Source organism: Blautia liquoris (assembly GCF_015159595.1).
GTDB classification, from domain to species: Bacteria; Bacillota; Clostridia; order Lachnospirales; family Lachnospiraceae; genus Novisyntrophococcus; species Novisyntrophococcus liquoris.
The window spans coordinates 2,507,392-2,532,414 of sequence record NZ_CP063304.1; the positions used below are offsets into that span (position 1 = coordinate 2,507,392).

Annotated in this window: 23 protein-coding genes; all 23 read right to left on the reverse strand. The window is 39.4% G+C overall.

Going from position 1 to position 25,023, the window contains the following annotated elements; translation table 11 throughout:
- On the reverse strand, nt 1-255 hold the full coding sequence (locus tag INP51_RS11380; protein ID WP_230406781.1) for an acyl carrier protein: 255 nt from the start codon (nt 253-255) through the stop codon (nt 1-3).
- Nucleotides 230-1,405 (reverse strand): diaminopimelate decarboxylase family protein, encoded by a 1,176-nt coding sequence (locus tag INP51_RS11385; protein ID WP_193734964.1) that lies wholly within the window; start codon nt 1,403-1,405, stop codon nt 230-232. Before INP51_RS11385 ends, INP51_RS11380 begins: the two co-directional genes overlap by 26 nt.
- The gene (locus tag INP51_RS11390; protein ID WP_193734965.1) at nt 1,405-2,916 is read right to left on the reverse strand and encodes an amino acid adenylation domain-containing protein; all 1,512 of its coding nucleotides are present in this window, start codon (nt 2,914-2,916) and stop codon (nt 1,405-1,407) included. Before INP51_RS11390 ends, INP51_RS11385 begins: the two co-directional genes overlap by 1 nt.
- 158 nt (nt 2,917-3,074) lie before the next feature.
- A complete protein-coding gene (locus tag INP51_RS16320; protein WP_268885790.1) occupies nt 3,075-3,206 on the reverse strand; it encodes a hypothetical protein in 132 nt (43 codons plus the stop codon).
- Between the two features lie 184 nt (nt 3,207-3,390).
- Nucleotides 3,391-4,185, reverse strand: a complete 795-nt coding sequence (locus tag INP51_RS11395; RefSeq protein ID WP_193734966.1) for an SDR family NAD(P)-dependent oxidoreductase — start codon at nt 4,183-4,185, stop codon at nt 3,391-3,393.
- A gap of 58 nt (nt 4,186-4,243) precedes the next feature.
- Complete coding sequence (locus INP51_RS11400) at nt 4,244-4,861, reverse strand: dihydroxyacetone kinase subunit L (RefSeq protein ID WP_193734967.1); 618 nt, start codon at nt 4,859-4,861, stop codon at nt 4,244-4,246.
- A gap of 17 nt (nt 4,862-4,878) precedes the next feature.
- Nucleotides 4,879-5,886, reverse strand: coding sequence for a dihydroxyacetone kinase subunit DhaK (locus INP51_RS11405; RefSeq protein WP_193734968.1), 1,008 nt, complete (start codon nt 5,884-5,886; stop codon nt 4,879-4,881).
- Between the two features lie 41 nt (nt 5,887-5,927).
- Complete coding sequence (locus tag INP51_RS11410) at nt 5,928-6,638, reverse strand: ABC transporter ATP-binding protein (RefSeq protein WP_193734969.1); 711 nt, start codon at nt 6,636-6,638, stop codon at nt 5,928-5,930.
- 1 nt (nt 6,639) lies between these two features.
- Entirely contained in the window at nt 6,640-7,425 is a 786-nt protein-coding gene (locus INP51_RS11415) for an ABC transporter ATP-binding protein (protein ID WP_193734970.1), read from the reverse strand.
- Nucleotides 7,422-8,438 (reverse strand): branched-chain amino acid ABC transporter permease, encoded by a 1,017-nt coding sequence (locus INP51_RS11420; protein ID WP_193734971.1) that lies wholly within the window; start codon nt 8,436-8,438, stop codon nt 7,422-7,424. Before INP51_RS11420 ends, INP51_RS11415 begins: the two co-directional genes overlap by 4 nt.
- Nucleotides 8,438-9,313, reverse strand: coding sequence for a branched-chain amino acid ABC transporter permease (locus INP51_RS11425; protein ID WP_193734972.1), 876 nt, complete (start codon nt 9,311-9,313; stop codon nt 8,438-8,440). Before INP51_RS11425 ends, INP51_RS11420 begins: the two co-directional genes overlap by 1 nt.
- A gap of 79 nt (nt 9,314-9,392) precedes the next feature.
- Entirely contained in the window at nt 9,393-10,568 is a 1,176-nt protein-coding gene (locus INP51_RS11430; RefSeq protein ID WP_193734973.1) for an ABC transporter substrate-binding protein, read from the reverse strand.
- A gap of 23 nt (nt 10,569-10,591) precedes the next feature.
- Complete coding sequence (locus tag INP51_RS11435) at nt 10,592-11,080, reverse strand: L-2-amino-thiazoline-4-carboxylic acid hydrolase (RefSeq protein WP_193734974.1); 489 nt, start codon at nt 11,078-11,080, stop codon at nt 10,592-10,594.
- A 37-nt stretch (nt 11,081-11,117) separates the two neighbouring features.
- A complete protein-coding gene (locus tag INP51_RS11440) occupies nt 11,118-12,398 on the reverse strand; it encodes an L-cysteine desulfidase family protein (RefSeq protein ID WP_193734975.1) in 1,281 nt (426 codons plus the stop codon).
- Nucleotides 12,399-12,865: 467 nt separating this feature from the next.
- On the reverse strand, nt 12,866-13,876 hold the full coding sequence (locus tag INP51_RS11445; protein WP_193734976.1) for a LacI family DNA-binding transcriptional regulator: 1,011 nt from the start codon (nt 13,874-13,876) through the stop codon (nt 12,866-12,868).
- Nucleotides 13,877-14,190: 314 nt separating this feature from the next.
- Nucleotides 14,191-16,848: an alpha-L-rhamnosidase gene (locus INP51_RS11450; RefSeq protein ID WP_193734977.1), complete on the reverse strand. Its 2,658-nt coding sequence runs from the start codon at nt 16,846-16,848 to the stop codon at nt 14,191-14,193.
- Nucleotides 16,820-18,115: an MGH1-like glycoside hydrolase domain-containing protein gene (locus INP51_RS11455; protein ID WP_193734978.1), complete on the reverse strand. Its 1,296-nt coding sequence runs from the start codon at nt 18,113-18,115 to the stop codon at nt 16,820-16,822. Before INP51_RS11455 ends, INP51_RS11450 begins: the two co-directional genes overlap by 29 nt.
- Nucleotides 18,116-18,119: 4 nt before the next feature.
- Nucleotides 18,120-18,968, reverse strand: a complete 849-nt coding sequence (locus tag INP51_RS11460) for a carbohydrate ABC transporter permease (protein WP_193734979.1) — start codon at nt 18,966-18,968, stop codon at nt 18,120-18,122.
- 13 nt (nt 18,969-18,981) lie between these two features.
- A complete protein-coding gene (locus tag INP51_RS11465; RefSeq protein ID WP_193734980.1) occupies nt 18,982-19,860 on the reverse strand; it encodes a carbohydrate ABC transporter permease in 879 nt (292 codons plus the stop codon).
- Nucleotides 19,861-19,942: 82 nt separating this feature from the next.
- Nucleotides 19,943-21,328 carry an ABC transporter substrate-binding protein gene (locus tag INP51_RS11470; protein ID WP_193734981.1) on the reverse strand — a complete coding sequence of 462 codons (1,386 nt, stop codon included), beginning with the start codon at nt 21,326-21,328 and terminating at the stop codon, nt 19,943-19,945.
- 142 nt (nt 21,329-21,470) lie between these two features.
- Entirely contained in the window at nt 21,471-22,499 is a 1,029-nt protein-coding gene (locus INP51_RS11475; RefSeq protein ID WP_193734982.1) for a response regulator transcription factor, read from the reverse strand.
- Nucleotides 22,477-24,231, reverse strand: a complete 1,755-nt coding sequence (locus INP51_RS11480) for a cache domain-containing sensor histidine kinase (protein WP_193734983.1) — start codon at nt 24,229-24,231, stop codon at nt 22,477-22,479. The genes INP51_RS11475 and INP51_RS11480 overlap by 23 nt, the downstream gene beginning before the upstream one ends.
- Nucleotides 24,228-25,022 carry a BKACE family enzyme gene (locus INP51_RS11485; RefSeq protein WP_193734984.1) on the reverse strand — a complete coding sequence of 265 codons (795 nt, stop codon included), beginning with the start codon at nt 25,020-25,022 and terminating at the stop codon, nt 24,228-24,230. Before INP51_RS11485 ends, INP51_RS11480 begins: the two co-directional genes overlap by 4 nt.
- Nucleotide 25,023 lies beyond the last annotated feature (1 nt).

The window sequence follows — 25,023 nt, forward strand, 5'->3', positions numbered from 1 at the left end:
TTAGCTCCCTTGAAGTCTTACTATCATTTTTCGCATGGCCTCTACCGAATTAAAATTGTCTGGAACCATCTCAGATGCTTCGATTTCTATATCAAACGCACCTTCCATTTCCGACACCAGAGAGATTATATCAAACGAATCAAGCATACGGTCATCAATCAACGCATTCTCCTGATCCCACACAATACTACTGTCGATCTCTGTTAAAATATTCATCAAAGTATCCATCTCAAAACTCCTCCATGTTTTTTTCATAGGTCTGATATTCTCTGCGAACTAGTTTCCATCCCATTTCTTTGCTGTAAAATGCAATTTGGGGAAGTTCATGGCTTAAAAACATTGACATTCCTTCTGTCATGGCATATGCACCAGTACGTTCAAATATCAACACACTCCCAATCCTCAGCCTTGGCATATCAACCTTTTGCACCAATACATCATTCACGGTACAAAGAGAACCGCACACCGTCCACTCCACCATTTCTGCTTTTGTATGCTCCGGACTAACACGAATCATCGGCTGATACATCCCCCGTATCTGACCGTCATAATTTATTTGATGGATTCCGCCATCTACAATGCAATAGTTTTTTCCATCTGTTTGTTTTATATCTCTTACAGAAGTTAAATAATAACCGCACTTTGCGACAAGAGCACGTCCCATTTCCAACATAACAGAACCTTTCCACTGCATTCTCGAAATAGCGTCCGCAATCTCCTGCAAATCACTTTCTACGGTATCCTTCTGTCCCGAAAAATAAGGAACAAAGAGTCCTGGTCCATATTCCAATTCTTCAATCAGAAAATTTGTTTTTTCTTCCAACTCACGCAAGATCACATCCAGTTTTTTCAGTTCTTCCTTTGTCTTTTCTATTTTTTTCTGCGTACCCGAAAAATAGTGGATACCCTGAATTTTCAAAAAAGGACACATGTCCCGTACTTCAATAATATTTTCGATGGTTGCCAGGTCCATTCCAAATTGATTGCCGCTTGTCAATCTTAAATATACATGAAGCAATTCACTATTTGCATCACACCATTCTGCAAAACAATGAAACTGGTTCAAAGATTCTATTGTATAAGTACACTTGCCCCGATATTCATTCAGTATTGTAAAAATATCTTCTTTTTTCTTCATAACACCGGATACAAGTATATTTTCAGCGTGGATCTGTCGCTTTTTACAGATTTGAAACTCTCCCATTGAGCATACCTCAATTCTGTCTGCTAATGTATTCATCTGACTGGTTAGAAATGGATTTGCTTTCATCGCAAAGCAAAGTCCGGCTCTATCCTGCAAAATACTCCGAAACCTTTTGAAGTTCTCCCGCATTTCATCAATATGAAAGACATATAGCGGTGTTCCGTAACGAACTATCCCTTCTTCCAGGCGTGTCATTTCCATTATACTGTCACCTCCAGCCAATTCCTGAAATATGCCCGATCTGTTTTTCCATTTTTGTTCAGAGGCATATTCTCAACCCGTATCATCTTATGTGGAATCATGTACGATGGTACTTTTCGCTTCATCTGCTCCCGAATCTCTTTTTCTTCTGCTTCGCCAAAATAAAATGCGACCAGTTGGTTTTTCTTTTCATTCATCAGGCAACAACTCTTTTCAATACCTACAGCCTGATTTAGAGCATGTTCAATTTCTTCCAGTTCAATGCGATGTCCCATATGTTTAATCTGAAAATCTTTTCTGCCGGAAAAATATAATTCGCCGTCTCTATCGTAATAACCCAAATCCCCAGTACAGTAGTATCGTCCAACAGTATTGTCTGCAAAATCTTCTTTGAATCTGGCTTTCGTCTCTGTTTCATTGTGATAATAGCCTTCCGATAACGACTCTCCTGCCACACAAATCTCTCCGACTCCTCCTGCTATAGTAATCTCTTTTCCATATTTGTCCAACAGAAACACTTTCCTGCCGGGAAATGTTCTTCCCAGAGGCAGTTTTTCATCATCCATAAAAAGGCGTCTGACCGGGTAATAAGTACAATTACAGGTGATCTCCGAAGGCCCGTAGAGATTCACAAACTCTGCTTTGGGCAATGCCGCCTGCCACAATCTTAACTGCTTTGTCGGCATAACCTCTCCGCTGAACAAGACTCTTTTTACATCTGTTGGCACTCTATATTTCAGTCCTTTTAAAGCAGATACCAGTGTCAATGCGGAAACCGCCCATATTAACGTATTTACTTTTTTCTTGCATACATAATCCAAAAGTAATGATGGTGTAGAAAACAGTTTTTTGGGGATCAGCACCAACTCCGCTCCTGTCATGATACAGGTATAAATGTCTTTCACCGACACGTCAAAATCAAAAGGCGCCTGATTTCCAAGTCTATCTTTCTCCGTAAAGCCGAAGATTTGCGTGAAATGTGTGATAAAATCAATTACCGCTCGATGATTTACCACAATTCCTTTTGGCGTTCCTGTAGAACCGGATGTGAAAATCCCATACAAAATATCTGTATCCCTGCTCTTTTTACGAATAGAATTCAGTTCTGACACATTAATTTTTTCCTGAATCACATCTCGTAAAAGGCAGGTGTTTCCACAATATTCCATCTGTTCTAATATTGGGTTACTTTCTTTATTTACAACTACCAGTCCCGGTGACAACACCTTGATAATTTCTCTGATTCGTTCCGGAGGCTGTCCCGGATCTACCATGACATAGAAACAGCCTGCATATACCACACCAAACATGACTGCCAGAGTTACAGCACCTTTTTCAATTAGCAGGACGATTGGCTTTCCCGGCTTTGTTCTTCTGCAAAATGCGGTTCCTGTTTTTTGGGACAATTCTAATAACTCTGTCCACGTAAGGCAGATACTTCCATCGTCTACCGCTGTGTGATAAGAGCGTTTTGCTGCTGTCTTTTCCAGACACTCTAAAACATTGTTCATACTTCAACTCCTTATCAGATTTTTATAACTCCTTCTACTGTATTTCAAAGTTGTTACCTTTGATGGTTTTATTATCACTTAAAGACCTTAACAGTTTCCGAATGTTTTCTTAACAAATCTAAAAGTGTAAAAAAAACAGCTGTGTAAACTGTCTTTGGTCAATTTGAATTTTCAATATGTGGTTGTGTTTTTAGAGCCGCATAGCCGCGCTGCTGGCATTGGTGATAGAGCGCCGAACGTACTTTTCCAATCAGTTCTTTTTCATTCATGGCCGTTGTCTTTCTTTTCATGCCAGTTTTTCAAGACAATTCTGACAACTGATCTATTGTTTCAAAAACATCTTGTATTGTATTTGGATTAAATATTAAATATTTCTTCAAAAGATAAAGATAGGAAAAGCGCTGTATAACCTGTAAATTCAAGTTATAAGCGCTTTCTGGGTGTCACCAGATTTTCTTCTGATGCAGATAAACATCAGTATTTCTTGTTTCGTTTCATGTTGTAAGAATAGGACGGATTCAGCACAACGCCTCTTCCTCCAGAAACCTCCAGGCTTGTTGCTGTGATATAACTTGCCCCGTCACTGCACAAAAAAACAATGGCGTTTGCTATTTCTTCAGGTGATGCTACGCGATGAAGTAATGTACCATGTATATTTCTCTCCAGTTCCTCCTTTGATATAGTCGCTCTAACTTTTGGCGTGAGAGTAAAACCGGGTAAAATAGAATTAACTCGAACTCCATAAGCAGCATACTCACCGGCAAATGTGACAGACAGACCCAATACCGCTGCCTTAAGAGGACCATAGAGAGTACTGCGCCCTATAGTACCACATCGTGCGGCAAGAGAACTAATATTAACGATACTGCCGCCGTCTCTTTTCATATAACGAAATGCAGCCTGGCATCCATAGACTGTTGAGTTAAAACAAATATTGGTAACGCATTGAATTTGATCAAATGAATATTCATCACCAATCTTGGGGAACGATGCACCTACATTATTAACCCAACAATCCAAACGTTTAAAATGCTCAAATATTTCTCCTGCAAACGCATAAATCTCATGCTCCTCAGTCACGTCCACAACTTGGCTGTAAATTTCACCAAGTTTTCCAAGTTCGGATTCTGCTTCCCTTAATTCCATGAAATTCCGTGCACAAATCGCAACTTTTGCACCTTCTTTAAGAAATTGTTCTGCTGCGGCGTAACCAATGCCCTTACTTCCACCAGTTACAACCACAACTTTCCCTTTTAATCCAAGTTCCATAATGTTCTCCGATCCGCCATCCTTTGCCTGTTATAGAAAGCAGCTAAAACTATAAGTTTTATGGACAATAGTAGCTATAGATACCTTTGAAAATCAATTTGCCAACTACAGAACCTCCGTCCAAAATGCCGATGCTCTTATCGCCATAATAAGCTGCTCTGCCATGTACGGATCGCATCTTTCTGGTGCTTTCAGAACCTTTTTCGGCTGCCTCATAGGCTTTCATAAAAATATCCCTATTTTTTTCACTCGATACCAATAAAACTGAAATTGCCGGACATAAGGCATCTAGTATGGTTTTTTCTCCTACTTTGGATTTTGCTTTATCCATAATCTTTTCCAAGCCCTTTTCCATTGCTATAGCTGCTTCATTTAGATTTGCCTCCTCCTTACCTTTGAGTTCTTTTGCCATTCCCATCATTCCAATAGAGATGATGGTTCCCAGAGATGATGGAGCTGCTTCATTGAAAGTAGAACTGCAAGCCATCATCAATCGTCCCAAATCTTTTTCTTCAAATGTATTAAGCTTTAATACAACAGTATTAAATCCTGAACTCATGGAAATACCTAAATCTCCATCGCCATTTTGCTGGTCTAGTTCTGTTAAATACTCCTTATTCTCATTCATAATTCCACTGATCTTTGACAGGATACCCTTTAAATCACTTGCATTCATACAAATCAATCTCCCTGTTATTTATTGTAATTCGTATAGAAAGGTGTTGACGCAGGACTTCTTAGTAAGGATTTTAAATCCGCATCCAATTTTAAAACCGTTAATGACAAGCCCGCCATCTCCATAGAAGTGGCATACTCACCTATATGGGGCATATATACCTTAATATTCTTCTCAGCTAATATCATATGTATCTTTCGATATACGATCAGCAGCTCTTCCATAGGAGTTGCGCCCAGTCCATTTATCATGACCGAAACTTCTTCCTCTCCTTGAACCGGCATATCGTTGAATATCTTTTCTAAGAGGATCCGAGCAATCTCATCGGCAGTCATCATCTTAGACACCTCAATTCCAGGCTCTCCATGAATACCCATACCAATCTCTATTTCATCTTCTCCAATTGAAAAGGTAGGTTTTCCTACCTCTGGAACAATACAAGGAGATAGTGCTACACCCACAGATCTTGTGCTTTTCAATGCTTTCTCTGTTAATTTGCTCACTTCATCTAAACTCATCATCTGTTCTGCAGCAGCTCCAGCGATCTTAAAAGCATACACCATACCTGCTACACCTCTTCGCTTATCTAAGGTATTCCTTGAACTTGAAGCAACATCATCTCTGACCCTAATTGTCCTAGTTTCTATGCCTTCAAATTCCACCATTTCACAGGCCATATCAAAGTTCATATTATCTCCGCCGTAGTTTCCATAAAGGCAGAGAACACCACTACCATAGTCGCATGCTCTGATCATATCTGCCATCTTCTTAGACGAGGGAGATGCAAATACATTTCCAACGGCACATCCATCCAACATTCCTTGTCCAACATAACCCAAAAACATGGGAAGATGTCCACTCCCGCCGGCCGTAACGATACCAACCTTTCCTTTCCTTACTGAAGAATTTGTCAACAAAATCCTTCTGTCATTATTTAACAGCTTTACCCGATCCGCATATGCAAGGATAATTCCTTCCATTGTTTCGTCTACAAAATTCTCAGCTTTATTCATAATTTTCTTCATATTTATATCTCTCCAATTTAAACTTATACTTGTCTTTTGGTCTAAACACCCAGATATGCCTTCTTCACCTTTTGATCCGAAAGTAGATCCTTTCCTGTCCCTTCTATTGTGATACTTCCTGTTTCAAGTACATATCCTCTATCTGCGATAGAAAGTGCCATTGAAGCGTTTTGTTCCACGAGTAATACCGTTTTCCCTTCTTCTCGAATCTTCAAAATCAATTCAAAGATCTCTTCCACAATAATTGGGGCCAGACCCAGGGAAGGTTCATCTAGCATAATGATCTCTGGATCCATCATAAGGCCTCTGGCAATTGCAAGCATTTGCTGTTCTCCACCGGATAAACTTCCTCCATACTGTTTTGTGCGATCTTTCAACTTCGGAAACAACCTATAATTCTCCTCAAGAAGACAATCAATATCCTGTTTCTTTAAACTGGGATTTCCAATGGTTCCTGCTATCAGGTTCTCATATACTGTCAAATCAGGGAAGATCTTCCGCCCTTCAGGAACATGACAAATCCCCTTCCTTACGATTCGATCAGGCGAAATTTTGGATATATCCTCCCCCTTAAACAAGATACTGCCGGAAAACTTAGAAACCAAAGCTGATACTGCCATAAGCGTTGTTGTTTTTCCTGCTCCGTTCCCGCCAATTAATGTAACGATTTCGCCCTCCGTTACATGCAGGCTGACACCAGAGAGTGCCGAAATATATCCATAGTTGACAGATAGGTTTTCAATCTTTAACATCTTATGTGTCTGCCTCCTTTGTCAATAATCCTTTGCCAAAATAAGCCTCTTGAACCAACGGGTCGTTCTTCACATGATCAGGATTACCCTCACAGATCTTCTTTCCAAAGTTAAGAACTAAAATTCGATCACAGGTATTCATTACAAATTTCATGTCATGTTCTATAACCACGATCGTATATCCATCCTTATTCAATTTCTTAATAAATAGCATCAGATCCCTGGTCTCATTTGGATTCATACCAGCAGCCGGTTCATCCAGAAGCAACACTTTTGGATCAAGAGCCAACGCTCTGGCAATCTCTACCCTACGCTGTATTCCATAGGAGAGGTTGCCTGCCATGGTATCCTTATACGGACTAAGTCCAACCTGCTCCACAATCTCTAATGCGCGCCTATTAACAAACTGCTCATCCTTCCTATAGGTTGATGTATGCAATATAGCATTCAATACATTTGTTTTCGTATGTACATGGAATCCGATCTTTACATTTTCCATAACACTCATAAATTTAAACAACTGTATATTCTGGAAGGTCCTTGCCAGTCCTTTATTTGCAATTCGCTCCGAACGCATACCGGTAATATTTTCGTTACTCAGCCATATCCCGCCTCTAGTCAGCGAATAGACCCCAGAACACATATTGAAAAAAGTGGTTTTCCCCGCACCATTAGGTCCGATTATGCCAAAAATCTCACCTGAGTTGATGCTCATGTCAACCTCGTCCACCGCTTTCAGACCGCCAAAATATTTAGACACCTTTTTTGCCTCTAATATTATACTCATGCTGCCTCACGCCCCTTCTTCTTACCTCGATCACTCTTCTTCATAATCTTTCCTCCAGAGAGGATACTTTGAGTAGCACCAAAGAGTCCCTGTGGTCTCAACCACATCATTCCTATGATTAATATTGCATAGACCACCATGCGATATTCGCTTATAGGTCGCAGTAATTCGGTAACAATATTAATAACTATAGATCCCGCGATGGGTCCTACCATGGTTCCCATTCCTCCTACGATAACCATGGCTAAAATATTAAATCCTTCATCCAAAGTGAAAAAGGTAGGATCGATATACCGCGTATAGGGTGCATAAGCTGCACCAGCAATTCCCGCCCAAAAAGCCCCATACATAAAGTTCATAGCTTTGTATTTAGATGCCTCAACTCCCAAAGATTTTGCTGCAAGTTCATCCTCACGAATGGACATCCAAGCACGTCCTATTCTGGATTTAATAACCCTGCTAGTCGCAAAAACGAAGAGAATTACTAAGAAAAGAAAGATATAGTAGTATTGTATGGCAGATTTGAACTCCAACCCAAAGAGCGAAGGAACTGCGATCCCCTTTATCCCCATAGGGCCACCGGTTAATCCATTCCAATTTAATACAGTAAGGCGGATGATCTCTGAAAAGCCTAGAGTAACGATAGATAGATACTTACCGCTTAATCTCAATGTAGGAAGTGCAATCAACAGCCCAAATATTGCTGTAATAATTCCCGAGATTGGCAATAAAATCCAAAAATTCATTCCCGCCTTCAAAGATAAGATCGCTTCCGCATATGCCCCTATACAAAAAAACCCGGCATAGCCGATGCAGAACTGGCTGCTATAGCCATTGATTACATTCAAGCCTCCTGCAAGAAGTATATATAACAATATGCGACAAATGATTCCCATAATATAGTTTTTTGGAAATACTGAGGGCACGGTAAGTAACAGTATGAAAAGTACGGCCATGGAAACGATCTTATGCTCATCCCACAGTTTTTGGACTTTGTTCATGAGTTGATTCATTATGGTCTTACTCCTTTCTTACTTCCGAAACCTTCCGGCCTTATCAGAAGAATCAGTATTAAAAATCCAAATGCAAATACATCACGAAAACTTGCTGAAGAAAACGTAATACCTAGGTTTTCAATAATGCCAATAATGACTCCACCCAAGGCAGAAAACCCCGTATCTGTCAATCCGCCAAGAACGGATGATGAGAAAGCTTTCATACCTAAAGATCCACCCATAGTAACTTGCATACTCTGATAATAAATTGATATCAGCAGGCCAGAAACCCCAGCCAAACCGCACCCAATACAGTTCCCCACTAAGGCAGTTTTTCTTACATTTACCCCCATTAAGCTGGCCGCCTTTTTATCCTGACTAACCGTTCTAAGTTTGATTCCCCACCTTGTTTTTTTGATAAAAAAGTTCAGCAGCAAAGCTAGAATAATAACTGTAGTCAATATCATAATCTGAATCATAGATACTTTGACAATTCCAATATGAAATACCTTGTTATCAATTACGTTAAGCAAGGGCTTTTGATTGGGCCCGAATATAATTTGTCCCAGATTTTTGATAAGCATACTTACACCAATGCTACATATTAAAGAGATGTGAAAAGGCGCATCAAGAAAATGATCATAACACACAAAATATATAAACATCCCAATCAGCCAGGATGCAGCAAAACTACCAACAATACCTAGTATTAGGTTGTTTCCGACAATTTGAAAGATATAGAATGACGCAAATGCACCAATCATAATGACTTCGCCATGAGCAAAGGTAATAAGGCCCGTTATCCCGACAACAACTGAGTATCCCACTGCCATAAGAGCATAGATGGCACCTTGGCTTATACCATTAATCAATTGATTGAGAAAATACTCCATCAAATGAACCTCCTTCTGATAATATTTAATGCTACAACGACATCCTTCAATCATGGATATCGTTGTAGTTCTTTACAAGTTACCCAGCATAGTCATATCCCTCTTTGATAACAAATTTTCCATCTTCGACCGCACAGATCAGGTAAGATCGTTGAATATCTCCGTCTTCTGAGAACTCGATTGGTCCTGAAAGTCCCTCGTATTTCACTTTTTGAAGATTATCTCGGATTGCATCCCTTGTGATCTCTCCATCGCCAATCATTTTAATAGCTTCAGCAATCAAGTAAACAGAATCATAGGCTACTACAGGGTGAACGGTAGGCTCAAATCCGGCCTTCTTTATAAAAGTTTCTTTCCAGTCCATTTGTTCCCTATTTTCACTGTCAAAGAAAAATGGGGTAGAAGTGATCAAACCTTCTGCATTCTCACCAGCGAGGTCAATGATTTGCTGTGATGTTCCTGGGCCCAAAGCCGTAACCTGTACATTCCAGTCTGCCTGAGCAATCTGATTGATTATCTGGGAAACAGCTCCCTGGTCAAATATGATAACAACTTCCGGACTTGCCGCTTGTACTTTTGAAATTAAGGAAGAGAAATCCTTCTCGTCTTGAACATAATCTGCCTCTGCAACAACTTCTACACCAGCCTCTTTTGCGCCCATCTTGAAGTTCTCAATCGACGAAACACCCCAATCGCTGTTTATGTAAATTAAGCCTACTTTTTTCTTGCCTAAATATTTATCCACAATATATTTAGCAAAAAAAGGTGCCTCCCCATCTTGACGCCCCATAATTGAAAAAGTATAGGGACTCATCGAAGCATAATCCGGGTTAGAAGCTGTCGGAGATAGCTGAACGATCCCAGCTGCATCAACAATTGGTGCATTCGCCATGCACGACCCCGAGGCAAAGTCCCCAATGATCGCTTTTATATCATCATTATCTCCAAATTTTCTTGCTAGGTCAGAACTTTCCTTTTGATCTCCTTTAGAATCAGCGACTTCAATCTCTAATTTTTTTCCATTTACACCTCCGGCATTGTTTATCTCCTCAATTGCCATTTCAGCTGCTACTTCAAACCCTTTTCCATACTCTGCATTTGTTCCAGTTAAAGGTGCCAGTAACCCTAATTTCACTACGTTGTCCCCTTTACCTGCTTTATTGTCTGAGTCACTGTTCGCATCACTGCTACATCCGCTGATTAAAGTTACAAACAGCGTAACGCAAAGCAGGCTTGCCAATCCTTTTTTCTTCATACTTTTGTTCTCCGTATTCCTTCTTATTTATGAAAGTGCAATTTACATGTAGAACATCCCTTAGCGATCGTATCCGTTAAATCCAGCTTTAATCCCATGGCTTCAGCAATTCCTCGGTCTCCGTCCATTGCAACATCACATAATAGTTCACATGTTTTATCGTCAAATTCTAACTTTTTCCACGCATTTACTAAAGGGCAATAATGAAATTCTATTTTCAGATCATCCTCGCCAACGTCTATGCCATCCATTTCGAATGTTTTAATTCCGACCTCATTCAAAAAAGCATTTTTAAAATCCACGCAGCTATCAGGATTGGCACAGTTATCCTTAAACCCATCTCCATGGATGTTTCCACAACGTTTAATTGCCTTTCTTAGAACAGTTTCTGCGTCTAATCCAGCCTTAACAGCCTCATCATAGATCAGACCCATCCAAGTTGCTCTGTGCTCAAGCTGTGCCCTGTTAATATCGACTTTTTCCTCTTTTATTGATGGTGTATTCTTAATCATTTTTTCTCCTTTATCATTCTTTGTCAACTATGTCTTTTTACTCTTCAACCATTATCTTTAATATCACATCGTCTGTGACTTTCATCCCTTCCTTTGCCAGCCTAATCACGGCTTGAACTGTATCTTCTACCTGATCCTTTACGATTCCTTCACCTGGCGAAAATTGCTTTCCCTTTAAAGCCATTGTTGAGCCAATTATGGCCGCATCTACGCTTGATGCAATCTTTGCTGCACAAGATGGCTTTGCTCCATCGCAAATAATTCCTGAAATATTAGCAAGCGTATTGGTAATGGTTTTGGAAACCTCTTCAATCCCGCCATGATATAGATAAGTTATTCCTGCTCCAGCTCCTGCCGCTGCATTGACAACTCCACAATAGGCGGATAATAGTCCAATTCTTGACTTTTGATAGATCGCAATCAGATTGCTCAGCGTAAGAGCCCTATATATTTGCTGCTGAGTACATCCTAGCCCCTTTCCAAATTCAATCACCGGCAGTGAAACCGTCATTCCCTGATTCCCGCTCCCTGAATTGATTATAACTGGCAACTCGCATCCACTCATCCTTGCATCCGACCCGGCAGCAGCCTTTGCTCTTGCCCGAACTTTAATATCCTCGCCATAAATTTCTATAAGTGTTGAACCTATATTTTCTCCATAGTTATTTCTTAATCCTTCTTCCGCAACCGCTGAGTTATATTCAATCTGTCCGCATAAAACGGGTTCTACGTCTTTGATATCCACAGTATTGGCAAATTCATATATATCATTTAAATTTAGTGTACTATAGTTGATATTGCCTTCCCCTGGATCTTCTTCATCATACGGTAGATCAAGTAATCTTTCGCCATTTTTTTCAATTCGAACGATCCCCGTGTGGGTATGTATGACCTCCACCAGTGAATAATCATCGTCCTTGAACATCTTTACAATGATATGTAACTTTGCCTTGGTATCCAATATTCTGCTCTCGCATAATTCCCCATCTAACAGCTCTCTTGTTTTCTTTAAGTCCGTCTGGGTCACACTAGTCAAAACTTCCAATCCCCTGGAACTGTCACCGCCGCAAGTACCTAGCAGAGTAGCCGCTTTAATACCTTTTAGGTCTCCGGTAGTTGGAACGATTACTCCCTTTGCATTTTTTATTATATTACCACTACATTCAGTGATAATTTTATCTGGAAATTTCCCAAGAACATCTTTTGCTTTGGCTGCTACATAGGCAATGGCAATTGGTTCTGTGCATCCTAAGGAAGGCAATAGTTCTTTCTCCAGAATCTTTATGTAGGTTTGATACCTTCCCTTCTCTAAACTCATCCATTAACCCCCTTTCTGTGTAGAATAGCGTCAATAGTTTTCTTCTGAACATGCACCTCGAATTCCAGATATTATGTCACTATTTTTTTCATATTGCTATTCTCCTTTCTAATATTTAGTAAACATACAGTTAAAATGTATCTGTGATGTTTAATTAGCATGATACATGTTGTTATCAATATTGTCAACTATTATTATTGTTTTGATTTATTTTTTGTATATTTTGTCCGATTTTTCATTTGTATTTTTATGAACTTCTCCAAATATAAAACGATTCCATGTCTTTTGTTTACTAAACAAATTATGCGTTCTAATGTTATATTAGAGTGCATAATTGCTTAGTACTATATTTATGTTTGTTATGTTTTTGTGTTTATTTAAATATTATGGATATGCTAAGATGATTTAGCAAAAGAAAAGGTATCTATCCTCTGTAATAGACCTACTTGTACAGCATTGGATATTCATCAAACATTTTTGCGTAGATCTTTTACACTGTCACGTATCACCAATCTGCCTGTAATCCTGGTCTTCAGCGGGCTGAAGCGTGAATCTCTCATCAGTTGAAGTAGTTGTGTGGCTGCCTGTATACCTATAATGTTACGTTGAACATGCACTGTAGTAAGTGCCGGAGAGCTGATGGATGAATAGGGAATATCATCAAAACCTATAACGGAAACATCGCTTGGTATTCTGAAACCTTTTTCCTTTAATGCCTTTATAACACCAAGCGCTATCGTATCATTTTCGGCGAAAAAGCAGGAAGGAAGTCTGGGATCTTTTTCAAGCGCAACAAGAAAATCGTTGTAAGCACCCAGCATTGTGGGCGTTACACGAATTTCATGTTCAGATTTGAACTGAAGTCCCAATTTCAGCACATACTTGCAAAAAGCATTATAACGCTCATGAAAATTCTCAATCGTAGAATTGCTTCCCAGATAGCCAATTTCAGTATGACCGCAATCGCAGCAATATTTCAATGCCATCCAAACGTTTTCATAGTTATTCATGCATATACTACTATATGGATAATTTGGTACTGTATTATCGACTACAAGAAAAGGTATTTGAATTCTTTCCAAAAGATTATAGCTTTCTCTTGGAATCTCAGTACCAATTACAATCATACCGCAATACTTGCTGTAGTCTATCGAATCCAGTGCTTCACGTAGTCCAGTTTTAGCAACCATCATTGTCATGCCAAAACACTCCATGCGAAGTTGTTCCTCAATGGAATCAATAATCATCGATATGAACCCTTGATTTTCTTCCACAAACATACCGCTTTTGTAGTACTTCATCAAAAGTACACTTTTCGGTTTTCCGTTCTTACGCACCGGTGGTGAATAATTATAGGCATCTATCGCATCAAGAACTTTCCTGCGTGTTTCTTCACTGACACCCTGCTTCCCATTCACTACAATCGAGACTGTTGCTGGTGAGACTCCCACCAACTTTGCCAATTCGCGTATCGTCATTGAAATCTCCTCATATTCCTAAAGTTTACCGCTTGCATATATCCAAAGCATCACCAGCTGTCGGTCAAAAGTGCTCTGCACTGTTGACGCAGCGAACTCTTGACCGACAGCTGGTGATATTATAGTTTTTCTATCAATATTAAATTACATTATACATGTCAAGGAGGCGACATGCAAGAGATCTTTCACATTTGAATCCATAAATTGTTACGGATGATCCCCTTAAGCCTTTTCATCTCGATTACACGATCAAAGGGGCAGTGAAACCTGCCCCTTCCTAAAGCATCACAGATACGTTGGAATTATCACCTTTTTTAATCACATGATGTACACTCAAATTCAATTTTGTAATTACCCGATCCGGTAGTTCCTTGTATAATACCATCCTCTGTGTTGAAATCAATTGTGTCAGAATTGATGACTCTTTTGGCATCTGGCAATTGAATCTTCGCCGTTGTGTTTGCAGGAACCGTGACACAAAGTGTAACAATATTGTTGTTTCGCTCCCAATAGGTTTTTAATGATCCATGAATCGTCTTGACACTTCCTCTCGCATAATCTAACTCTTCCCCTATACGTGGTGAAATAAGCGATTTAGAAAATCCAGAACCCTTTTCGGTATCAAGTCCTGCTATCACGCGGTACATCCATTCTCCCACTGCTCCATATGCATAATGATTGAATGAATTCATGCCCGCACTCCACATACTGCCATCCGGTTTTATTCCATCCCAATGCTCCCAGATGGTTGTAGCTCCCTTTTTCACCTGATAGAGCCATGATGGGAAATCATCCTTCAAGAGAAGCTCGTAAGCTTCCTTTACGTGGCCATTCTGACTTAGCGCAAAACAAAAATAAGGAGTTCCGACAAATCCCGTCACAAGATGTCCATTTTCTATTTTTAACAGATTCAGCAGGCCCTGTACCGTCTTCTCGCGATATTCTTCCGGAACAAGATCAAAATACAGACTCACAATATGTGCCGTCTGCGTCTGTGCTTTTAAGCTCCCCTTATCATCAAAAAACTCTTTTATGTAGGCATTCTTAATAGCTATTCGAAGTTTCCGGTAATTCTCTGCATCTTTTCTTTCGCCGATCGCCTCAGACATCTCGGCAAGTAATCCTGTTGAATAAGCGAAGTACGCAGTGGAGACAAGGTTATTCGGAGTAGCACCGTAATAACTGCCTTCCTCTGCATCTAACGCCACCCAGTCACCAAATTGACGCCCTTTACACCAGATCAGACCTTCACTGTGATTATAGATGTACTGAATCCATTGTCTCATGCTTGAGTATTGCCTTTTAATTATATCAAGATCCCCATACTGCTGATATAAAACATATGGAATAATGACTGCCGCATCTCCCCATGCGGCACCGCCGCCTGTCCAATCTTTTACCAACCAGTTATCTCCTGTATATCCAGTCAATATATCCGGGACAATATGTGTTACTGCCCCATCTTCAGCCTGATCACAGGAAAGATCTTTCAGCCATTTTTTGAAAAAAGGGTAAACATTCATCAAATAAGACGAAGTTCTGCTGAAGATCTCTGCATCTCCCGTCCATCCACACCGTTCATCTCTTTGAGGACAATCAGTAGGCACATCCAGAAAATTCCCTTTCATACTCCAAAGTATATTATGATGCAGCTGGTTCAGTTGCTGATTGGAACAATGAAACGTTCCTGTCTCTTCCATATCAGAATGCACAGCCTGAGCGACAAAATCCTCCGGATTCACATTCCCGGGCCACTCAGCAACACGTACGTATCGAAATCCCTGGAACGAAAACTTAGGATGGTAGGTTTCTTCCTGATCACCTTTACAGAAATAAATAATAGTCTGTTTTGCAGTTCTCAGATTTTCTGTATAAACATTACCATCTGCATCTAATACCTCAAAGCAGTTAAGTTCAATCCGATCCCCCGATATGGCACCTCTTACTTTAAACTCAACCCAGCCCGTCAGGTTCTGTCCAAAATCTAATACTAATTCTCCTTTTGGAGTCTTAAATAAACGTCTGGCCGGCAACAGATTCATCTTACGAATTGTACATCCTTCCTGTGGAACGATAACAGAACGGTCGCAGGGAATCTTATGCACCTTTATCCAGCCATCTTCAACAAAACCAGGGGAAGCAAAACCTTTCTGTTCCAGTCTTGCATCATAAGTTTCACCATCATATATTTCAGAAAACAAGATTTGGGCTTTTGTCCCTGAAAAAGTATCATCCGACCTCAGCACCTCTCTGGTCCCATCCTCATATATGAGATGAAGCTCTGCAGAAAATGCTGTCTCTTTCCCATATAAATTCCGAAAACGCTGAAACCCCATCTTCCCCTTATACCAGCCTGCTCCGATCAGGGCTCCTAGTGCATTCTTTCCCTCCCTGAGTATCTCCGTGACATCATAGCTTTGGTAAAGGAGATGTTTATGATAGCTGGTCCAGCCCGGCATCATCTCATCTTCGCCAACTCTTTCTCCATTCACGTATACTTCATAAAGACCAAGTGCTGTGGAAAACAGCCATGCCTGTTTTGGATGCCTGGACAGACAAAATTCTTTACGCACCATAACTCCGGAAGAGTCATTCTCCGATTCAGGTTTTTCAGCAGAAATAAAGTCTGCCTTCCAGCCTTCTGATGGCGAAATAGGTGACAGAAAATCAATCGGCTCTGAGAACTCACTCTCCTCTTTCTTATTATCCCAGACACGCACTCTGACATAGTACCGTGTCACCGGTTCCAGTTTGAACTCTTCAGGTCGTATCCCGGATGATTGATCGGAAATGACCTTATTACTGTCGTAACAGCAATGACAAAAGTCTAATTCTCTGGCAATCTGAATCTGATAGGCTGTTTGTACGACATTCCTGTTATCCGATTCAAGAATCCATGATATCTGTGGTAGATCCTGCACTACAATTCTGCCTTTTTGATAGTTACATCTGACTTCGATAATCTTTAACATTCTCTGTCTTCTCCGTTTCTTTTAATTCTCTGCACATATTCAGTGATAAAATATTCCAGTTTAAAAAGCCGCCGTTCATAATCGGATGTCCGCTAAATGGATCATAATACTCATGAAGAGTTCCACTTTCGTCCAAATCCGCACCTAATAACATTAAGGTGTTCCTGCATATCTCCTCAGCTTCTCTTCGGTATCCATAATTCATCATAGCACGGAATACGATGTAATTAGCGACCACCCAGATGGGTCCGAGCCAGTTTGACGGGTTATTCGTCGCTGACAGATCAAACATCTTTTCATTTTTTGCAAGTGTTGTCACCCCATAGGGAGAGTGAAACAGGCTCTTGTCAAGGTAAGACTTACGCATAGCTTCTGCCTGCTCAGCAGAGGCAAAACCAGCATACATCGGCAAAAAGCCTGACCACGTTCTGATACGAATCGGAATCGTTTTCCAAAAGGCTCCCAGACCCTGATGAAACCAATCATACTTTCTTGTCTTAATATCCACATCGACAGAATAGAAAAACTGATCCCGAGGATCCCAGCATTCTTCCAAAATGGAACGGATTAATGCGTTTTTTTGCTCCAGATACTTAACAGAATCTTGTTTATTCCCCATATGAGTCAAAATCTTTACCATTGAATCCAGCTCCATCACCATGAAACTGTTCAAGAAAATATTAGCTGTAGAGAATTTTGGGCGGCCAAAACTGGCAGGATCATTATCCATACCAATCATTATATCATCACACCACACATAAAGCCCGCTTCTATCCTTAAAATAATTTTTATTATAGCAGTCAAAGTATAATTCCAACTGATTTTGTGCAAATTGAATCCATTCATAGTCTTCAATATATTCGCTGATCAGAACAATCTGCTGGCAAAGAAAGGGTTTATGCATATTCATTAAAACCCCTTCTTTGTGTTTCTGGTTAAGATATGGCTCTTGTTCTTTCTCAGATCGAACTTCTATCATCATAGGTATATAGCCATCTTCCAATTGATGATCGAGAAAATTCAAAACATTCCCCTTGGCATGTTCAATTACTCTTTTTGACAAACACGGATCATCTTTTCGATTCATATAGTCGAATAGTGCATAGACAGACCAATAGCTGTCCCAGTCCCATACATTTCCCTTATATACTGATCCCGGATCGATAAAAGGGTAACGTATAAAGGAGTACTGTTCTTTTAAAATTGTATCTATGTTCTTACCAACATACTTTTCAATTAAACTTTCATAGTTTTTATATTCATCCATAAACCTATCCTTTGACCGCACCTGCTGTCATACCCTCCATAACTTTTTTATTTAAAATCATATACAGAAGTAACATTGGAAAAACACTCATGGAAATGGATGCAAATATTGCTCCCCAGTTTTTAGATCCAAATTCATCCGAAAAATACAAAAGGCCTGTCTGTACAGTTTTTAACTTGGATGAGCTTATAAAAGTCATGGAAAAAATCAAATCATTCCATTTAAAGAAAAATTGAAGTACAACGACTGTTACGATAGCATTCTTTAACAGTGGTGCTACAATCCGAGACATCATTTGAAAAATATTGCATCCATCTATCACCGATGCTTCCAGTATTTCATCGGGCAGCGATCGGATAAATCCAGTCACAAGATAGATCGAAAGCGATAGTCCAAAAGCGATATAGGTTAAAATCAAACATAGACGCGTATTGATAAGACCGGTTTTATTATAAATTTGATATAGCGGAACCAGCGCCACAGCAACCGGAACCATAATACCAAAATTAAAATATCGATCGACAAATGTTCTTCCTGTCCAACGCATTTTTGTCACTGCAAAGCCAATGGTAACAGAGAAGATAACAATAAAAACAAGAGAAATAACAGTACATATCAAACTATTAAAATAGAAAGTCCCCATATGTCCACGAGTCCATGCATCAACATAATTTTTCAGATAGAAACCCTCCGGAAGAGCAAAGGCCGGCTTTGCTGTCCATTCATAGGATTGTTTCAGCGATGCGCTCAGCATCCAAAACAATGGATATACTTCAATTACTACAAGTAATATCACCACAATGCCGAACAATATTCTTCTGGGTTTTATAGAAATAACTTTTTTTGTCTGCATTACTTTTCCCCCTTTAATATTCTTTATCAAATTTTCGGATTAATGCAGAACCAATTACACAAATCAAAAAAATCACGATTGAAATTAAGCTTGCATATCCCACCTTGTTATAAGAAAAAGCCACATCATACATATACATAGACAAAGATCTGGTTGCACTGCCAGGTCCTCCACTTGTAAGGGCTAACGCAGATTCAAACATTTTAACCGTTCCCGTGAAACTAAACACAAGACAAACAATGATCATTGGCCGTAAGAGCGGAGCAAGTATATGACGAAACAGCTGGAAGAAGCCGCATCCGTCAATCTTAGCTGCTTCGATGATATCCCCAGGAATATCCAAAAGTGCTCCATAAAAAATCACAGAGTAGAACCCCATAGCCACCCAAATGTCCATCACGCACAAACACCACAATGCTGTAGAAGCCTGTCCAAGCCACGGCTGTGTGAATCTCTCCAAACCGATTGCATGTAAAAGAGAGTTTAAGAGCCCATAGTTTGGCTGAATCTCATATATCTTTTGAAAGAGCTGACCAACTGCCACTGTCGGCAAAACTACGGGGAAAAACACAAGGGTTCGTATCACTGTCTTGAACTTTCTAAGGCCAAAACAAAATAATAAGGCCAAAAGAAGGCCAAGGCCCACCTGTCCCAGCATTACGACGGCTATATATTTCAAATTTACAGTCAGAGCATTGAAAAAATTTTTATCATGGAACAATTTCACAAAATTCTTTAACCCGCTGAATTCCCAATTGAGGCCCGGCGTTCCATCATAAAAGGAGTACACCGCTGACCAGGCCACTGGTAAAATAACTAACAGGGAATATATAATAAATCCCGGCAGTACAAATGCCACAACTGCCTTTTTATCTCCTAAAACTTTATTCATAGAATCCTCCACTAAAATACAGAATAATCAATAACTTAAAGGGCGGTACTGCTAATCCAATACCCCCCCCTTTAAATATTTCTTAATCGGCTAATGATTTAGCATCCTGTATGGATTGCATATAATCCTCCGGAGACATTTCCTCGCTGAGCAGTAGCTTTACATTTTGCTGGGCTGTAGTCGATACAGCCGCCGGCATTGTTGCCTCATACCAGGTAAATCCCTCTTTGGATTTATTGATCTCATCGAGAACCATCTTCGTGTATCCGGTTGCATCTGTCTTGGCATCATAGGTATATCCTTTAATTGTCCCCTGTTTTTCCATTCCCAGATTTCCAATGTTCTCCACAAAGTATTTTATGAACCAGCCAGTCGCATCATCATATTTATCCTGTGAAAAGCAGAGAACATTTCCACAATTCATTGAGTAAGAAGTGATGTCACTTACTTTTTCGTCAACTACCGGTATATTAAAGAATCCAATCGCATCATCGCCCCCCGGGTTGTAAGAACTATCTGTCAGGTTCTGGGTAAACCATGCGCCATTATAATATATGGCGGTTTTATCATTGCAGAGCATAGTGCCTGCTGTATTTGAATCGACAGTAGAAATTCCTTTTCCGAAATATCCTTCCTTTGCCCAATTTTGAACAACTTCTGCAGCCTTTACATACCCTTTCTCTGTGTATTTTGCATCGCCGTCAGCCGCTTTTTTCATGGCATCATACCCCATGCTTCGTACCGTATACGCATTAACCAGCCTTGTGGCAGGCCATCCATCCGCACCTCCGGTGGTAAGTGGCTGTATGCCGGCGTCTTTGAGCATCTTTAAGTCTTCTTCAAAGTCCTCCCAGGTTTCGGGCGTTTTATCAATTCCGGCTTGCTTAAACAATTTTTTGTTATACCAGAAACCTTCCACGTTGAGTCCCAACGGCAGATCATATAAATCATCTGTATCTGAGAGTGTCTTCAAAAGCGTCTCTGCTGATGGCATGATTTTATCTTCACATCCAAATTCTTCCAAAATCTTGGATATATTCACTACAGTACCAGAATCAACCATGTCCGACAATACTTTTCCTGATTCATATACAAAAATATCCGGAAGATCATTCGATGATGCCAATGTTGCGATCTTTGTGGTCAAGTCATCCGATGATACATACTCATACTCATAAGAAAAATTGGGATTCACATCCTTTTGATATTGTTTACAGATATCGTTTATCAAAATACCATTATCATTATCCTCAGCCCAAATCGAGAGTATTTTAAGCTTCTTTTCTGATTTTGGATCTTCGCCGCTTTTCGTTTCTGACGTGGCACTTGTTGAATTTTCGCCTCCTGATTTCCCGGAAGCAGAACTTTCACTCTTTGATGCCGAACCAGTATCTGTCTTTCCACATCCTGCCAATGATCCAAAAATCATCATTCCTGCAAGTAATGTTGATAAAACCTTTCTCTTCATATCAATTTCTCGCTCCTTTTTTATATTTCAAAACAATATCCGCGGATCATTTCAATTGATATCTTCATGATAACATGATGCACAACATTGACAAGTCCAATTTTTATTTGTTATGTACACTATTTTCATTATTTAAAGATTTTTATTCATTTTTTTGGCTAATAATATGTCCCCGATATTCGTTTGGTGTCAGTCCTACCTGACGTTTGAAAATATCAATAAAATATCGATAGTTTGAAAATCCCACCTGTCTCGCTGTAATACCTACTTTTTCCCCTTGGCTTAGCAATATCTTTGCACGCTCAACTCTTAAATTGTTCAACTGTTTTACCAATGTACTGCCTGTCTCCTTTTTAAATAATACACTGATATAACCAGGAGAAAGGTGAAATTCCTCTGACACATCACAAAGTGATATTTCTTCGGATAAATGCTCTTTTAGATAGGCTTCAATTTGAGAAATCGTTCTATGCTGCTGTCTTTCTCTGTTGGGAAATAAAAGACACATCTGATTTAAAGAATTCTGAATGGTACATATCAAGATATCGTATTCCCTGATAGATTCAATTTCGGACCACGAGGGCAATATAGCCTTTACATTAACATTATTAAAGGTCTCCCCAATGACCTTTTCAATCATACAGAGCCACTCATAAACAGAGCGAATCTTTTCCTGTGACATATCATATATTTCACTTTTATAAAGAAATTCCTGAGTCTTTTCTTTAAACTCATCAACACGTCTATTTTGTATTGAATCTATAATTTCATTAAAGAGATTCGGTATTTTCCTGCTATTTTCCAATCTCTTCTCAAGACTTTCCATCACTCGCCTGACCTTTTCAATCGTTATTGGTTTATCAATATAATCAAATACGCCAAGGCGAATTGCTCTTTGTGCATAATCAAACTCTGTATATCCACTTATCACTACAAAATCAGTTGTTATTCCTTCATTTCTAAGTTGTTCCATCATGTCCAGGCCAGAACAGCCAGAAAGGCAAATGTCAATAAACGCTACATCGCAGGTATGATTACGTAAAAGTGTCATTGCATCCATGCTATTTGCAGCAGTTCCGATTAATTCATGCTCAACCTGACATCTTCGAAGTACAGCTTTCATCCCTTCTAACACAATGTACTCATCATCAATAACCGCAACTTTGATCACCCTTAGAATCCTCCATAAGTTTAAGCTTGAGCATAACAACAGTTCCAACGTTCTTTTTACTTTTACACCTCAGTTTACTATCATTTCCATAAAACAGCATGATTCTATCCCGAACATTTTTCACTCCATAACCATTGTCCATTATATTTATGTGATCCATCCCCACTCCATCATCGCTTACAATCAGATAGAGATAACTATTTCTTTCATACGCTTTAATCCATATATTTCCTTCCCCGACTCTCGGCTCCAGTCCATGGATAACAGAGTTCTCCACAATTGGCTGTAAAAGGAAATTCAAAATATTCATCTTCAAAAGCCGCAGCGGTATCTGTATGTGTATATGAAAACGATTATGAAATCGAACATTTTGGATATACATATATTTTTCAGCATGAATGACTGCATCCGAAACGGTAATCATCTTTTTTCCCTGATTTAAACTCAGGCGAAACAAGTCGGATAATGCCGAAACCATTTGTGCAATATCATCATTATTCTGGATCACAGCCATTAGGTAAATACTGTCTAAGGTATTATATAAAAAATGAGGATTTATCTGGGATTGGAGCATTTGAAGTTCTGCCTCACGTTCCTGTAATTTTGAGTTCATCAACTTCTCTTTTAGCTCAAGATTATTGTTGACAAAATACTTAAATAAGTTACCAATCCTTCCCACTTCACTGTCATCAAAAAAAGTTGTAACTGTACTATTTCCATCCGAAACATCTTGAATGGTCTGCTCTAGTACATGAAGTGGTTTACTGATTTTTCCGGCCATCATATAGGAGGTCATAGCAAGTGCTGCACATAATACAATTCCGGCCGTAAGAATATACATACCAATCAGACTACTGGACTTTTGTAATTCTGTCTTGTCGACAATTCCAATTAATTTCCAACCTGTAATATCATTTCTATAAGATGTAAAGATGTAATGGCTTTTGTCTTCATCACGAATAGCCTTTAAAATATCATCTTCACGATTCGAATTTCCCTCAAAATAAAGGACTATGTCCTCCTTGTTCACATACTTTTCCGACTCAGTATCTATTATAATATATTGATTACTCGTGTAATCCTTTTCTTTACTTTGAAACAGGGAATTCAGCATTGATTTTCTGATAGTCATAACCACATAGCCAAATGATTCTTTTGTATCAGCGTCTATAAGACATTTCGTAATTGAAAAAGTTTTCTGATTCTTTTCACCCAGTATCAAATTAGTATTATAAAAAACTTCTCGCCCTTTTTTTTCTTTCGCTCTTTCCATCCATGGAAGTATTTGAACGTCGGTCTCTTCGTAAAACTTTCTAATATATTTTACAGTGTTTTGATATTTGGAGGTATAGTAAAGACTCCCTTGCTTACTAAACACCATAATCTCCTGATATTCGGGGGAGGTTTTCAATATATTCTGTAATATGTCGTGCAGCTTAAGTTGATTACCCACCGTAAAATAAGGAACTTCGTGATTGTCAGTGTTCATTATTTCTCTGAATTCCAGATTTGATAATAATGATCTCAATTGGTCAACGGCCTCATTCATATGAAGATCGATCATATGATGCATAACTTCCAAGTTTTTTGTATGTGTTTCTCTATAATCAGCTTCCACTGTTTTTTTTGAAACCCTATAACTAGTAACTCCAAGAATAAGCATAACAGCAACTGTTATGCTTATCATGGAGATCATTATCTGGCTTCGAATAGAGAGCTTTAAAGCTTTCATAAAACTCCCATCATCCTCCTGGCTTCCTGTGGAGTAGCCATTTCTCTGCCCATTGCTCGTATGATCGATGAGAGACGTTCCATAAGCTGATAATTATAATTTGCTTCTTTCGTCTCTGAAATCCATGCGCTATCTTCAAATCCAATTCTCACTGTCGAAGCCCCCATTGCAATTGCCATAGCAAGAAATGTCCAATTATCTCTTCCATAATGCGTAACCCCCCACCTGGCGTTTCCAGGTATCAGAGAACGAAATGCAGTCAGATCCTCTGGCTGTGCCTGCATGCCTCCCAGATGTCCGAAAACAAGATTATAATAAACGGGTTCCCTAAAAGGAATTTTCGTTTTTAACCTCTCTATGTTATGTATCATTCCAATATCAAAAACCTCTATGTCAGGGATTATTTTATGTTCATAAATCATCTTTGAACAGTACATGATCTCTGCTTCTGAATTGATATAGACATCATTTCCCATGTTGGTTGAACCGGCATTTAAAGAAGCACTTTCGACGCGCTGATAAAAAAGAGGATTGCATCGCTCTTTTATATTCATATCTGATACGCCGCCGGTAGAAGCCTGAAACACAAGATCCGCTTTTTCCCCGATTTTTTCAAAACACTTTTTCATATAGCTTGTATCTGCCGACAAAGATCCATCCGGAAGACGGCAATGAAGATGCACCATAGATGCACCGAGATTTGCACATTGTTTGACATCTTCTGCCAGTTTTTCCGCGCAGACGGGTTCCCCCGCTTTGCATGGGGCAATCGAAACAATTATTTTATCCATA